This window comes from Kineococcus anabasis (assembly GCF_054590795.1).
The window spans coordinates 98,760-112,853 of sequence record NZ_BAAIHU010000003.1; the positions used below are offsets into that span (position 1 = coordinate 98,760).

General features: G+C 77.2%; 13 protein-coding genes. 4 read left to right on the forward strand and 9 right to left on the reverse strand.

The features are described 5' to 3' along the window. Positions 1-57 precede the first annotated feature (57 nt). The 3 genes from ACYQBY_RS07460 to ACYQBY_RS07470 form a co-directional block, all read right to left on the reverse strand. The gene (locus ACYQBY_RS07460) at positions 58-2,232 is read right to left on the reverse strand and encodes a RecQ family ATP-dependent DNA helicase (RefSeq protein WP_459643218.1); all 2,175 of its coding nucleotides are present in this window, start codon (positions 2,230-2,232) and stop codon (positions 58-60) included. Between the two features lie 55 nt (positions 2,233-2,287). Further along, entirely contained in the window at positions 2,288-2,521 is a 234-nt protein-coding gene (locus ACYQBY_RS07465; protein ID WP_459643219.1) for a hypothetical protein, read from the reverse strand. 215 nt (positions 2,522-2,736) lie between these two features. Further along, a complete protein-coding gene (locus ACYQBY_RS07470) occupies positions 2,737-3,897 on the reverse strand; it encodes a baeRF2 domain-containing protein (RefSeq protein ID WP_459643220.1) in 1,161 nt (386 codons plus the stop codon). 122 nt (positions 3,898-4,019) lie between these two features. Between ACYQBY_RS07470 and ACYQBY_RS07475 the strand changes: the two genes are divergently transcribed. Continuing rightward, entirely contained in the window at positions 4,020-4,664 is a 645-nt protein-coding gene (locus ACYQBY_RS07475) for a VOC family protein (protein WP_459643221.1), read from the forward strand. 29 nt (positions 4,665-4,693) lie between these two features. On the opposite strand, the gene ACYQBY_RS07480 is transcribed toward ACYQBY_RS07475, so the two are convergent. The 6 genes from ACYQBY_RS07480 to ACYQBY_RS07505 form a co-directional block, all read right to left on the reverse strand. After that, a complete protein-coding gene (locus ACYQBY_RS07480) occupies positions 4,694-5,395 on the reverse strand; it encodes a phosphocholine cytidylyltransferase family protein (RefSeq protein WP_459643222.1) in 702 nt (233 codons plus the stop codon). Beyond that, entirely contained in the window at positions 5,392-6,489 is a 1,098-nt protein-coding gene (locus ACYQBY_RS07485; RefSeq protein ID WP_459643223.1) for a CDP-glycerol glycerophosphotransferase family protein, read from the reverse strand. Before ACYQBY_RS07485 ends, ACYQBY_RS07480 begins: the two co-directional genes overlap by 4 nt. A 52-nt stretch (positions 6,490-6,541) precedes the next feature. Beyond that, positions 6,542-7,750 carry a CDP-glycerol glycerophosphotransferase family protein gene (locus ACYQBY_RS07490; RefSeq protein ID WP_459643224.1) on the reverse strand — a complete coding sequence of 403 codons (1,209 nt, stop codon included), beginning with the start codon at positions 7,748-7,750 and terminating at the stop codon, positions 6,542-6,544. A gap of 66 nt (positions 7,751-7,816) precedes the next feature. Continuing rightward, positions 7,817-8,893 (reverse strand): alcohol dehydrogenase catalytic domain-containing protein, encoded by a 1,077-nt coding sequence (locus tag ACYQBY_RS07495; protein ID WP_459643225.1) that lies wholly within the window; start codon positions 8,891-8,893, stop codon positions 7,817-7,819. Between the two features lie 5 nt (positions 8,894-8,898). Then, a complete protein-coding gene (purB, locus tag ACYQBY_RS07500) occupies positions 8,899-10,338 on the reverse strand; it encodes an adenylosuccinate lyase (protein ID WP_459643226.1) in 1,440 nt (479 codons plus the stop codon). A gap of 295 nt (positions 10,339-10,633) precedes the next feature. Beyond that, positions 10,634-11,203 carry a molybdenum cofactor biosysynthesis protein gene (locus ACYQBY_RS07505; RefSeq protein ID WP_459643227.1) on the reverse strand — a complete coding sequence of 190 codons (570 nt, stop codon included), beginning with the start codon at positions 11,201-11,203 and terminating at the stop codon, positions 10,634-10,636. 210 nt (positions 11,204-11,413) lie between these two features. Between ACYQBY_RS07505 and ACYQBY_RS07510 the strand changes: the two genes are divergently transcribed. The 3 genes from ACYQBY_RS07510 to ACYQBY_RS07520 all read left to right on the forward strand — a co-directional run. Next, a complete protein-coding gene (locus ACYQBY_RS07510; protein WP_459643228.1) occupies positions 11,414-11,791 on the forward strand; it encodes a hypothetical protein in 378 nt (125 codons plus the stop codon). Beyond that, positions 11,788-12,489: a hypothetical protein gene (locus ACYQBY_RS07515; RefSeq protein WP_459643229.1), complete on the forward strand. Its 702-nt coding sequence runs from the start codon at positions 11,788-11,790 to the stop codon at positions 12,487-12,489. Before ACYQBY_RS07510 ends, ACYQBY_RS07515 begins: the two co-directional genes overlap by 4 nt. Further along, positions 12,486-14,094: hypothetical protein (locus tag ACYQBY_RS07520; RefSeq protein WP_459643230.1), on the forward strand; the 1,609-nt coding region annotated here is incomplete at its 3' end. The genes ACYQBY_RS07515 and ACYQBY_RS07520, both read left to right, overlap by 4 nt.

The window sequence follows — 14,094 nt, forward strand, 5'->3', positions numbered from 1 at the left end:
CCCGGACCCGATCGCCCAGGTCCGGTCGCTCAGGTCCGGTCGCTCAGGTCCGGTCGCTCAGGCGCCGTCGCCGAGCACGAACGGGTACACGGCCGCGGCGCCCGCGCGGCGCAGCTCCCGCGCGGCGATCGCGAGCGTCCAGCCCGTCGCGGTGCGGTCGTCCACGAGCAGCACCCGCCGGCCCGCCACCGCCTGCGGGTCCTCCAGCACGAAGCGGCCCGCGAGGGCGCGGACCCGGTGCGCGGAGTTCACGTCGGCGCGCGGGGAGCCGCTGCCGTCGGCGATGCGGAAGCTCGTCAGCAGCGGCAGGCCCGTGTAGCGGGCCAGGCCGTCCGCCAGGTGCGCCACGAGCTGCGGGCGGCTCGCCGAGGCCAGCGCGACCACCCCGTCGAGGGCGAGGTCGCGGGCCCAGTCGTCCAGGACCTGGGCCGCGGCGCGCCGCAGCGGCACGGGCGTCTCGCCGTCCCCCGCGCCGGGGCGGAACAGCTCCCGCAGCGCCCCGCCCCAGCCCAGGTCCGTCAGCCGGGCCACGGCACGGCCCTCCCCGGCCTGCTCGGCGGGGCCGATGCGCCCGGACAGCGACACCCCGAGGGCGCCCAGGCCGGTGGGCCACTGCTTCTTCGGCTCCACCGGCACCCCGGGCCGGTCCATCCGCTCGCGCGCCTGCCGGGCGCCGTCGGCGTCCACGGCGGCCGGCGGCGTGAAACCGCCGCAGGTGTCGCAGCGCCCGCACGGTGCGGCCTCGGGGTCGTCGAGGGCGCGGCGCAGGAACTCCAGCCGGCAGCTGCCGGTGGCGATGTAGCCGAGCATCGCCTGCTGCTCCTCCTCGCGGGTGGCCGCGACCCGGGCGTAGCGCTCGGCGTCGTAGTGCCAGGGCCGCCCGGTGGACTCCCACCCGCCCCGCACCCGGCGCACGGCGCCGTCCACGTCGAGGACCTTGAGCATCGTCTCCAGCCGGTTGCGCCGCAGCGGCACCCGCGCCTCCAGGGCGGGCGTGGACAGGGCCCGGCCCTCCTGGGCCAGCACGTCGAGGGTCGTGCGGACGTCCACCTCGCCGGGGAAGCCGAGGGAGGCGAAGTGCGCCCAGATGTCGCGGTCCTCCCGGCCGGGCAGCAGCACCACCGCCGCGTCGTCCACGCCGCGGCCCGCGCGGCCCACCTGCTGGTAGTACGCGATGGGGGAGGCCGGGGCGCCGAGGTGCACGACGAAGCCGAGGTCGGGCTTGTCGAAGCCCATGCCGAGCGCCGAGGTGGCCACCAGCGCCTTGACGCGGTTGCCGAGCAGGTCCTCCTCGGCCTGGAGCCGGTCGGCCGGCTCGGTCTGGCCGGTGTACGCGGCGGCGCTGACCCCGTGGGCGCGCAGGTGCGCGGCGACGTCCTCGGCGGCGGCGACGGTGAGGACGTAGACGATGCCGGAGCCGGGCAGCCCGGGCAGGTGCTGCGCCAGCCACGCCAGGCGGTGCGCGTGGTCGGGCAGGTCCACGACGGCCAGGCGCAGGGAGGAGCGGTCCAGGCTGCCGCGCAGCACGAGGACGTCGGTGAGGGTGCGCTCGCCGGAGACGGAGAGCTGCTCGGCGACGTCGGCGGTGACGCGGGCGTTGGCCGTGGCGGTGGTCGCCAGGACCGGGATGCCCTCCGGCAGGTCCGCCAGCAGCGTCCGGATGCGCCGGTAGTCGGGGCGGAAGTCGTGGCCCCAGTCGGAGACGCAGTGGGCCTCGTCCACCACGAGCAGGCCGGTGGCGGCGGCGAGCTGGGGCAGCACGGCGTCGCGGAAGCCGGGGTTGTTCAGCCGCTCGGGGGAGACGAGCAGCACGTCCACCTGCCCGGCGCGCACACCGGCGAAGACCTCGTCCCACTCCTCGGTGTTCGTGGAGTTCACGGTGACCGCCCGCACCCCGGCGCGCCCGGCGGCGGCGATCTGGTTGCGCATCAGCGCCAGCAGGGGGGAGACGATCACCGTGGGGCCGGCGCCGCGGGCGCGCAGCAGCGCGGTGGCCACGAAGTAGACGGCGGACTTGCCCCAGCCGGTGCGCTGCACCACCAGGGCGCGGCGGCGGTCGGCGACGAGCGCCTCGATCGCGGTCCACTGGTCCTCGCGCAGCACCGCGTCGGGCCGGCCGACGAGGCGGCGAAGCACGTCCTCGGCCTCGGCGCGCAGGGCGGCGCGCTCCGGGGCGGTGGCCGCAGCGGTGCCGGGGGCGGCGGGGAGGGCCGGGGAGGGGGCCGAGGTCATGCCCCGATGCTGTCAGGTGCTCCGGACAGCGTCCCGCCCCCGCGCCCGGGCGGTGTCAGGACTCCTCCCGCTCCTCCGTCCAGCGGCGGGTCCCGGGGTCGACGAAGCAGTCGACCCCGTCGACCTCCACCTCGACCTCCACGGGGAGGCCGCGGACCTGCTGGCCGGCCGCGGAGATCTGCTCCGCGGTCGGTGCGGGCAGCGCGGCGCAGGGGCTGGTGCTGCTGCAGCCGGCGAGGGCGAGGGTCGCCAGCGCGGCGACGGCCAGGGCGGGGGCGGTCTTGTGCACACGGTGATCGTGGCACCACGCCCCGCGCGCCGTCAGCGGTTTCCGGCGAACGGGGTGCGAATCTCGCGGGCGGCCGCACGACCGGGGCCCGGTCGGACCGCCGTCGCCGGGCCGGTGGTCCTCCTCCCCGCCGCGGGCGCGGTCACCGCGGCGGGGAGGGAAGCCTCAGCGGGCGGTCGAGGCGACGGCCTCAGCGGGCGGTCGAGGCGACGGCCTCAGTGGGCGGTCGAGGCGTCCGCGTAGCGCAGCAGCGCCCCGATGCCCTCCGCCATCCGCGGCACGTCCGTCACCAGCTCGATCTCGGCGTCCGTCGCCGCCAGCGCCCGCACCAGCGCCGCGTCCGCGCGGACCTCCACCGCGTCCGACACCCCCATCGCGAGGACCTCCTCGCGGCTCGTGCCCAGCAGCAGCGCGTCCGGGCCCGTCCACAGCGTCGCCGTCGACGACGGGTCGTCGTGCACCAGCAGCACCTGGACCTGGCTGCGGCGCAGGGCGTCCACCACCGGCACCAGACCCTCCACCGCGCGGCCCAGGCCGGCGCTGGCGTCCGGGCCCTGGCCGGTGCGGGTGCGGCCGATCTCCTGCTCGAACTCGTCCACGACCCGTCCGCGGCGGCCGCTGCGGACCCGGTCCACCGCCATCGACAGGTTCTGCCGGAAGACCTCCTCGTGGACGCCGGCGCTGCGGCCTCCGCCGGGGACCTCCTCCAGCAGCTCCAGCACCCGCTGGCTGGCCTTGCCGCGCAGCGAGTGGATCGCCTTCACGTCACCCGTGACGAACAGCGCCTCCGGCTTCTCCCTGCCGAGCAGTTTGTCGAGGTCGTCGGCCACGGTGGCGGCGTTGTGGTCCCAGGAGTCCTGCACGCGGTACTGGAAGCGCAGGTGCGCCCAGCCGCCACCGCGGATCTTGTGCAGGAGGTCGTGGTCCCCGTCGACGGTGTGCTGCTCCGGCTCGGTGTCCGGGGAGGAGGAGTGCGCGACGGTGATGTCCGCGCCGACCCGGTCCAGCTCGACGAGGACGTAGTGCACGTCGTCCGCGAGGGAGCGCACCAGCGGCATGAGGTTGGGCACCGGGCCGGCCGTGGACTCCTCCCGCACCGGCGGCTCGGGCAGCAACCGGTCGATGACGACGCCCGACTCGGTCGCCACCACCGCCCGGCCCACGCGCCCGCCCACCCCCGTGGGCTGCACCGCCACCTCGGCCACGGCGTCCAGCGCCGCGGCCGGGGCGCCGGCCCTGGCGAGCTGGTCGCGCGCGTCCTGCCAGCGCAGGTCGATCTCGTGGGCGCCGTTCGCGTCGTCCCGGGTCGCGTCGAAGACGAGCGAGACGTACGTCCCGGCGTCCTCGGTGGCGGGCTTGAGCCAGTCGAGCCTCACGGCGTCCTCCTCCATCGGAAAATTCCGTCCACCGGTGGCCTACCCCTGCGGGGAGCACACCAAACGGTGCGCGGGCGGAGGTGCCGCCGGGGCCGTCGGCCGGGTCTGCCACGATGCGCGGCATGCGCGTCGACCACCTCGGCTACGCCGCCGGGCCCGAAGGCCTCGAGGCGACGGCCAGGCACCTGGCCGGGCTGCTCGGCGTGCGCACGGTCGAGGGCGGACCGCACCCCCGCTTCGGCACCCGCAACGTGATCCTGCCCCTCAGCGGGCGCTGCTACGTGGAGGTGGTGGAGGTCCTCGACCACCCGGTGGCCGAGAAGGCGCCGTTCGGCCGGGCCGTGCGCCGCCGCTCCGACGCGGGGGGCGGCTGGTTCACCTGGGCCGTCGGCGTGGACGACATCGGGCACTTCGAGCGGCGGCTGGGGCAGCGCTCCGAGGCCGGCTCCCGGCGGCGCCCCGACGGGGTCGAGCTGCACTGGCGGCACATCGGCGTGCCGGGCCTGCTGGAGGACCCGCAGCTGCCCCTGCTCATCGAGTGGGACTCCCCGGAGGCGCTGCACCCCTCCGGTCTGGCCCTGACCGGCGGCACCCGCCTCGCGGGCCTGGAGATCGCCGGGGTGCGCGAGCACGTCCGCACCTGGCTGGGCCTGCCGCCGGAGTTCGCCGTGACCGAGCTGGACTTCACGTGGGTGCCGCCCGGCTCCGACGGCCCCGGCCTGCGCGCCGCCACCTTCACCGGCCACCGGGGCACCGTCCGCATCTGACGGTGCCCCGGTGGCCGGGGTGGGGCGTCTCAGGCGACGGGGTGCCGGTTCGCCCGCGCCAGGTCCTCCTCGAAGTCCACCTCGACGGCGAAGCGGCGGGAGATGTCCAGCGGGCGCACCCGGATGCCGCGCTCCTGGACCGCCAGCTCGATGCCGCGCTCGAAGTAGTCGGTGTCCGCGCAGCGGCGGAGCTCCTCCACCAGCACGGGCTTGTCGCGGCCGGAGACGTAGTTGATGCCGACCGCCTCCCCGAGGCCGCCGACCACGGTCTTGGACAGCTCCCGGACGAAACCGTCGCCGTCCACCGTGTACTTCACCTCCTCCTCGCCGACCGCGGCGGTGTTCACGCACACCGTCGAGACGTCCGCCTCGATCGAGGGGCGCAGGTCCTCCAGCAGGCGCGGGTCGAACACCACGTCCCCGTTGAGCCACAGCACACCGCCGTCGGGGGACGTGAGGAGCGCCCGCAGCAGGCTCTTGGAGGTGTTCGTGGAGTCGTAGTACGCGTTGTAGGCGAACAGCAGGTCCGGCTGCGCCTCCATCACCAGCGTCGCCTTGAAACCGACCACCGCGGTGATGCGCACGTCGGTGCCGAACGCCACCCGCAGGTTGTCCACCTGCTGCTGCATGATGGTCCGGCCTTCGTCGAGCCGGGTCAGCGGCTTGGGCATGGGGCGGCCGAGCCGGGTACCCATGCCTGCCGCGAGGATCACGGCCTGAACTGTGGTCACACGTTCCTCCTCGAGGGATCGGCCCCGCCCTCGCGGGGGGTGAACAGGTCGAGAACGCGCTCGGTCGCGTGGCCGTCCTCCAGGTGGCAGAACGTCTCCTGGAACCTGGCGTACCGCTCCGCGTGCTCCCGCGACACGGCGTCGAGGTCCGCGATGGCCCCGATCACCTCGTCCGACGTCGGCAGCAGCGGCCCCGGCGCGATCTCCTGGTAGTCGAAGTAGAAACTCCGCAGCTTCCCCAGGTAGTGCTCCAGGTCGTACGGGAAGAACAGGATCGGCTTCCCCGTGACGGCGAAGTCGAACATCGTCGAGGAGTAGTCGGTCACCATCGCGTCCGCCGCCAGGTACAGGTCGGCGATGTCCGGGTGGAAGGAGACGTCGACGACACCCGGCTTCGCCACCGTGCCCAGCGCGCCGGACACCATGTAGTGCAACCGCAGCAGCAGCACGTGGTCGTCACCGAGGCGCTCGGCGAAGCGGTCCAGGTCCAGGTGCAGGGAGAAGCCCGGCCCGTCGCCGAAGACGTCGTCGTCCCGCCACGTCGGGGTGTACAGGACCGCGCGCACGCCGTCGGCGATGCCCAGCTCGGCGCGCACCTTCGCGCGGCGCTCCGCCGCGTCCGGCGCGCTCAGGGCGTCGTTGCGCGGGTAACCCGTCTCGTGGACCGGGCCGGTGTACCGGAACGCCTGCCGCAGCGGGCCCGTGCTCGCCGCGTTCGGCGACAGCAACGCGTCCCAGCGGGCGATGTCGCGGTCCAGGCGCGGCAGCCGGCCCTCCGGTGCCCACAGCACGTCCCAGTGGATCGACTTCAGCGGGGTGCCGTGCCACGTCTGCACGTACGTGGTGCGCGGCGACTTCTCCCACTCCAGGTCGATGTGGGTGTTGGACACCACGACGTCCGCGGACTCCAGCGCGGCGACGCACTCCTCACCGCCGTACGGCACCGTCACCGTCCCCGCGGGGAAACCGTGCGCGTGGGCAGGCGCGGAGAGCCAGACGTGCTCGGCGTCGTCCCCGCGCGCCAGCAGCGCCCGGTGGAGCGCGCGCGGGGAGTCCGAGTACCTGCCCTCGAAGCTGTGGTAGACGATCTTCAAAGCAGTTCCCGCTTTCTCGACGACGACCGGGGGCCCCTGCCCGACCCCGTGATCAGTTCCCCACCCATGATGCCGCCTCGCGCGGCTGGGGCACGCCCACGGCCACCGGGGCCGGGAGGAACAGCTCCAACACGCGCTCGGTGGCGCGGCCGTCCTCCAGGTGGCAGAACGTCTCGCGGAACGCGGCGTACCGCTCCGCGTACCGCAGCGACACCGCGTCGAGGTCCGCGACCGCGTCGAGCACCTCCTCCGACGTCGCCAGCAGCGGACCCGGCGCGATCCGCTCCAGGTCGAAGTAGAAACCGCGCAGCTCGTCGCGGAAGTGCGCCAGGTCGTACGTGAAGTACACGATCGGCTTGCCCGTCACCGCGAAGTCGAACATCGCCGAGGAGTAGTCCGTCACCAGCACGTCCGCCGCCAGGAACAGCTCCGCGATGTCCGGGTGCTGCGACACGTCCAGCACGCCCGGGACGGAGACCGCGCCGAGCCGGCCCGACAGGAAGTAGTGCAGCCGCAGCAGCAGGACGTGGTCGCCGCCCAGGCGCGCGGAGAACCGCTCCAGGTCCAGGCGCAGGTCGAAGTCCCGCCGGCCCTCGGCGTCCACCACGTCGTCGCGCCACGTCGGCGCGTACAGCACCGCCCGCACCCCCTCGGCGATGCCGAGCCGCGCGCGGACCCGCGCCCGGCGCTCCTCGCGGTCCGGTGCGCTCAGCACGTCGTTGCGGGGGTAACCGGTCTCGTGCACCGGTCCCGTGAACCCGAAGGCACCCCGCAGCGGGCCCGTCGCCGCGGAGTTCGGGGAGATCAGGTGGTCCCACGCGCGCACGTCGTGGTCGTCGTCGCCCAGCGGGCCGTCCGGCAGCGTCAGCGCGTCGTTGTGGATGCGCTTCAGCGGCGTGCCGTGCCACAGCTGCACGTACCGCGCGCCCGGCTTCTTGCGCCAGCCGCGCTCCGTGCCGTAGTTGGCGACCAGGACGTCCGCCGCCTCCAGGGCCGCCCGCGACGCCGCGGTGCCCGGCGTGACCGTGCGGACCCCCGGCGGGAAGCTCGCGGCGTGCGCGGGCGCGCACAACCACGTGTGGCCGACCGCGTCGCCGCGCGCCACCAGCGCCTCGTACACCGCGCGCGGGCTGTCCGAGAACCGGCCCCCGTAGCTGTTGTAGACGATCTCCACGTGCTCCCCTCCTCCTGGTTCCTCGACGACGACCCCCGGCCGTCCTCCCGGCCGTGCCCACGGCCGCAACGGTGCGGCAGCGGTCATGATGACGGTCGCGGCGTGCCCGCCGCGCCGCGTTCGGCCGACCGGGTGAGCCCGCCGGCCGCGCCCCTAGGACGCGCCCGTCCCCGTCGCCGGTCCCGGTGCCGCCGGTTCCAGCACCGTGATCCCCGCGAACGCCGCCGCACCGCACTCGGCCAGCGCCCGCCCGCCCTCCGCCAGCGGCAGGACCCGCGAGACCAGCAGCCCCGGGTCCAGCCGGCCCGAGGCCACCAGGCCCAGCAGCCTCGGGTAGTCGTGCGCCGCCGTGCCGTGGCTGCCGCGGAACTGCAGCTCCAGGGCGATCACCCGCTCCAGCGGCAGGTCCGGCCTGCCCACCGCCCGGGGCAGCAACCCCACCTGCACGTGCCGCCCCCGCGCCCGCAGGCACAGCAGCGACGACTCGCACGTCGCGGCGCTGCCCACGGCGTCCACGGACACCTGCGCCCCACCGCCCGTCGCGGCCCGCACCGCCGCCGCGACCTCCCCGGGTCCACCGGCGGCGTCCAGCACCACCTCGGCACCCGCCCGCGCCGCCAGCTCCCGCGCCGCCGGTGACAGGTCCGTCGCCACCACCCGCGCGCCCGAGGCGACCGCCACCGCCACCGCGGACAGGCCCACGCCGCCGCAGCCGTGCACCGCGAGCCATTCTCCCGCGCGCACCTCGCCCACGTCCACCACCGCGCGGAACGCCGTCGCCACCCGGCAGCCCAGCGCCGCCGCCGTTCCCGCGGGCATCCCCTCCGGCAACCGCACGAGGTTGACGTCCGCGAAGTCCAGCGCCACCAGTTCCGCGAACGAGCCCCAGTGCGTGAAACCCGGCTGCCGCTGCCGGGCGCACACCTGCTGCGCACCCGCGGCGCACTCCGGGCAGGAACCGCACGCGTTGACGAACGGCACCGTCACGCGGTCCCCGGCGCGCCACCGGCGCACCTCGTGCCCCACCGCCACCACCGTGCCCGCCAGTTCGTGCCCCGGCACGTGCGGCAGCACCACGTCCGGGTCGTGGCCCTGCCAGGCGTGCCAGTCGCTGCGGCACACCCCCGTCGCCTCCACGCGCACCACCGCGCCCTGCGGACCCGGCTCCGGGTCCGGCACGGTGCGCAGTTCCAGCGGGGCGCCGAACCGCTCCAGGACCAGGGCGCGCACGGCGGTCAGGCCCGGCCGGGCGGGGCGCCGAGGACGTCCACCAGGGCCGACGCCACACCCGTGTACGTGGCCGGGGTCAACTCCGCCAGGCGCTCGGCGTCCTCCCGCGGCAGGCCCAGGCCCGCGACGAACTCGCGCATCGCCGCCGCGTCCACCCGCCGCCCCCGCGTCAGGTCCTTCAGCCGCTCGTACGGGTTCGGCAGACCGTGCACCCGCATCACCGACTGCACCGCCTCACCCAGCACCTCCCACGTGGCGTCCAGGTCCGCCGCCAGCGCCTGCGGGTTCGCGTCCAGCCCCGCCAGGCCCTTGCGGACGTTCTCCAGCGCCAGCAGCGAGTGCCCGAACGCCACGCCGATGTTGCGCTGCACCGAGGAGTCCGTCAGGTCGCGCTGCAGGCGGGAGGTCGTGAGCGTCTCCTCCAGCACCCGGAACAGCGCCTGCGACACCTCCAGGTTCGCCTCGGCGTTCTCGAACCGGATCGGGTTCACCTTGTGCGGCATCGTGCTGGAGCCGACCGTGCCCTGCCCGCGCACCTGCACGAAGTAGCCCAGGGAGATGTACGTCCACACGTCGGTGCAGAGGTTGTGCAGCACCCGGCCGAACCGCGCCACGTCCGCGTACAGCTCCGCCTGCCAGTCGTGGGACTCGATCTGCGTGGTCAGCGGGTTCCACGTCAGGCCCAGGCCCTCCACGAACTCCCGCGACACCGCCGGCCAGTCCGTGCCGGGCACCGCGGTGGCGTGCGCGGCGTAGGTGCCGGTGGCGCCGTTGAACTTGCCCAGGAACTCCGCGGCGTCCACGCGGGCGAGCTGGCGGCGCAGCCGGTGCGCCAGGACCGCCAGCTCCTTGCCGAGGGTCGTGGGCGTCGCGGGCTGGCCGTGCGTGCGGGCCAGCATCGGCTCCCCCCGCAGTTCGTGCGCCATCCGCGCCAGGTCGTCGGTGAGCGCGCGCGCCGCGGGCGACCACACCTGCCGGACGGCGTCGCGCACCATCAGCGCGTACGACAGGTTGTTGATGTCCTCGCTGGTGCAGAACAGGTGCGTCAGCTCCGCGACGTCCTCCAGGGACGTGCCGGCCAGCCGCCGCTTGACCCAGTACTCGACGGCCTTGACGTCGTGCACGGTCTCCCGCTCGATCTCCGCCAGCTCCGCGACGGCGGCGGCGTCGAAGCGCAGCGGCAGGGACCGCAGGAACGCGACCTCGTCCTGCGTCAGGCGGCGCACGCCCGGCACGACGTCGTGGGTGCCGAGGTGGACCAGCCACTCCGCCTCGACGTGGATGCGGCGCCGGTTCAGCGCGGCCTCGGACAGGTGCTCGGCCAGCGGGGCGACGCTCGCGCGGTAGCGGCCGTCGAGGGGGCCGAGCGCAGGCTCCCCCAGGGATGCCGCGGACGTCGCGGAGGCGGTCGTGTCGGGAGCGGCAGGCGTGGGCACGTGCCCCATGGTCCCACCCGCGCGGGGTGCCGCCGTCCGCCCGCGCACAGGGTGCCGACCCGGCGCGGGCGGGGGGCGGGGCGGGTGCGGGCGCAGGCGGGTGCCGGCGCAGGCGGGGACGTCCGGGGCGCGGCGCGCCGGTGTGTCGCGGCGGAACGTCCCCGCCTCGGGGTGGGTGTGGGCGGGGCGGGGACGTCCGGGTGGCGGCGCGCCGGTGTGTCGCGGCGGAACGTCCCCGCCTCGGCGGGGGGCGGGGCGGGTGCGGGTGGGTGCCGGCGCGGGGCGGGTGTGGGGGGCGGGGACGTCAGGGCAGGGGCTGGCGGCGCAGCACCGGCGTGCCCGCCCGCGCGGGGTCCAGCGGCACGTCGCAGCGCAGCACCGCCGCGCCGCGCGCCAGCACCCCGTCCGTCAGCGGCGTCGCCCGCAGCCCGCCGCGCCCGCGCAGCGCCCGGTGCGCGCCGGGTGCCACCACCCGGTCCATCCACACGCACGGGTTCGCCGGGCGCCGTCCCGCGAACCGCACCGTCCCGGCCGCGGTGACCAGCTCGAACTCCCGGCCCCGCAGCGGGTCCAGCTCCGCGCCGCGCAGCACGACGTTGCGCCGCGCCAGCAGCGGGTCGGGCACGGCCGGCAGCGCCAGGTCCGCGGCCACCGCCTCCCACGCCTCCACCGCCAGGAACGTCACCGCGGCGTCCATGTGCGCGGCCTTCCCGAAGAAGCGGTCCCCGCGCAGGCCCCTGCCCGCCACGGCCTCCACCGACGGCGCGTCCTCGGTGGGCACGTCGGCGGGACCGTCACCGGCCCGCCCGAAGTACGCGTGGGCGGGGGAGACGAGCAGGTGCAGCACCTCGACGGGGTGCTCGTACAGGGCCACGACCCCAGCCTGCGGCCCGGCCCGGCGCCGGGCACGCCCACGCGGCCCGCGCGCCGCGCCCGCCGCCTGCGCCCACCCCGTGGCGTCCACAGGCGCGCGGGTGCGCCGCCCCGTCCACAACGGCGACGGGACCGGACCGGTCGCGGCGCCCCCGTTCCTAGCCTCGCCGTCCCCGGCCGGACCGGCACGGGGGGAGCGGAGGGAGGACCCGTGGACGTGGCGGGAGCGGCGGGCGCCGCGGCGGTGGTGGCGGCGGGCAGGGCGGCGGAGGCGGCACTGGACGCCGCGAGGGTGCTGGGCCGGGGCGCGGAGCAGGTGCACGAGCTGCGGCGGCGCCTCGCCGTGCTGGCGGGGCTGCCGTGGGAGTCGCCGGCCGCCGCGGCGTTCCGCGAACGGCTCGACGCCCACGTGCGCGACGCCACCGCGCTCGCCGAGGACTGCGACGCGGCGGCCGGGGCCCTGCGGGCGCACGCGGCGGCCGCGGACGCCGCCGGTGCCGCGCTGCTGGAGGGGGCGGCGGCGGTGAGTGCCGGGGTGCGGGTCCTGGCCCGCGGCGCCGGGCACGCCGCGGCGGAGGTGCTGCGGTGAGGGTCCACCTCGGCGCCGCCGCCACGGGCCCGTCGCGCGCGGCGGACCTGCGGGCACGCCGCCTGCACCTCGGGCACGACGAGGCCGCGGCCCTGGCCGTGGTGCTGCCCGCGCTGCGCCCCGCGCTGCGGGTGGCCGGTGCGCGGGCGGGGGCAGCGGCGGAGCCGGGAACGGCGGAGGCCGCGCGGGCCTGGCGCCGCCTGGAGGAGGCGGGCATCGCGGGCCCGGACCCGGCGGGCGCGGGGCACCGGCTGGACCGGGCGCTCGCCCGGACCCTGGCGGTGCCCCTCGACCCCGACGTGGTGCTGCTGGCCGGCGGCACCACCGGCGCCGCGCCCGCCCGCCGGGCGCTGCTGGCCTCCGCCGCCCTGCGCGGCTGCGTCCTGCGCGGCACCGCCCGGGGGGTGGAGGTCTCCGCCGTCGCCGCCACCGCCCTCGTCCCCGAGCTGGTGCGGGTGCTGGCCGGCCCGGTGCAGGACGGGCCCCGGGAACCCTGCGCGGCGTGGGACGTGCGGGCCTGGGCCTCCTCCGGGGCGGTGCCGCCCACCGGGGACCTGCTGCTGCACGACGGTGCCGGCTGGTGGCGCGCCGGACCGGGCGGCGGGGAGCCGGCACGCGCCGGGACGCCCACGACGCTCGCCGAGGTCGCCCGCACGTGGGCGGGCTGGCTGGCCGCGGCGCACGGGGCGGCGGCGTGAGCGGCGACGGGCGGCTGGTCGTCTCCGGCGGCGGCCGCACGGCCGTCGACCCCCCGGCGCTGGCGGCCGCGGGGGCCGAGCTGGCCGGGCTGGCCGCCGCACTGGGGCAGCTCGCCCTCGCGGCCGCGGGCCGCCTCGCCGATCCGGTGCTCGTGGCGTCGGCCGCGCTGTCCCCCGCGACGTGGTGGCGCGCGGAGGTGGCCCTGGCCCGGGTCGGCGGCGCCGGCGGCGCACCAGCCCTCGCGGGGCGCCTCGCCTCGAGCGCCGCGGCGCTGCAGGGGTGCGCCGCCGCGTACGCCGCCGCCGAGGCCGCGGTCCTGGCCGGCCGGTGGGCGGCGGGCTACCTCGCCGGCCGCGCCGCGCCCGTGGTGCTGCCCGCCGCCGTGGCCGCGGGCGCGGCGCTCGCCCTGGCCGACGCCGCCCGGCACGCGGGCGCCGTGGTGGCCACCCTGCCGGGGGTGGGTGGCCCGGGCACCCCTGGGGAGGCGGCGGACGCCCTGGCCGGTGCGCCCGCGCAGGTCGCCGCCCGGGTCGGCGCCGACGCGCGGGCCGTGGGCCGGGAGGCGGGGGAGTGGCTCGCCGCGCACCCCGGTGCCGTCGACGCCGCGGTGCTGAGCACCCCGGGGGCGCTGGAGGGCCTCATGGCCGCGGTGCCGGGACTGGGGCCCGCGGTGGCCGCCGCCACCGGCAGCGGCCTGCCCGCGGTGGACGCCCGCGGCGCGGCGCGCGTGCTCGTCGGGGTGGGGCTGCTCGGCCCGGTGCTGCGGGAGACCGGGGTGCGGGTGACGCGCGCCACCGCCGGCCCGGCCGCCCCCACCCGCCCGCCGCGCGGGGTCGCCGAGCTGGTCGACGGGGTCGTCCGGCAGGCCGCGGGCCGTGTCCCCACGTCCGACCCGCGCGGCTACCCCGGCCGCTCGCCCCTGGGCGGGACACCTCCCGCCCAGGGGCAGGTACGGGTCGAGCGGATCACCGGGCCGGGCGGCGGGGTGTCGTGGGTGGTGCTGGTGCCCGGGACGCAGGAGTGGTCCCCGGTGACCGGGAACCGGCGCCCCGCCATGGACCTGACGGCCAACCTGCACTCCGTGGCCGGGCACCGCACCGCGCCCATGCGGATCGTCGTGGAGGCGCTGCGCGCCTCGGGCGCCCGGCACGGGGAGCCGGTGCTGCTCGCGGGGCACAGCCAGGGCGGCCTGACCGCGGTGGAGCTGGCCGCCGACGAGGAGGTGCGCTCGGAGTTCACCGTCACGCACGTCGTGACGGCCGGCTCGCCGGTCGCCATGGCCGAGGTGCCCCCGCAGGTGCAGGTGCTGTCCCTGGAGCACAGCGAGGACCTCGTGACGGTGCTCGACGGCGCGGACAACCCCGACACCCCCTCCTGGACGACCGTGCGGCGGGACCTCGCGGACGACCCGCGCTGGTCGCAGCGGGTGGGTGCGGACGGGCTGGCCGCCCACGACTCCCTCGCGTACGCCGACACCGCCGAGCTCGTGGACGCCTCCGGCGAGGAGGCCCTGCGCCGGTGGTCGGACTCCGCGCGGGCCTTCTGGGACCGGCCGGGGGCACGGGTCGAGGTGCACGACTTCCGCGGGGAGCGGCTCGTGGCGG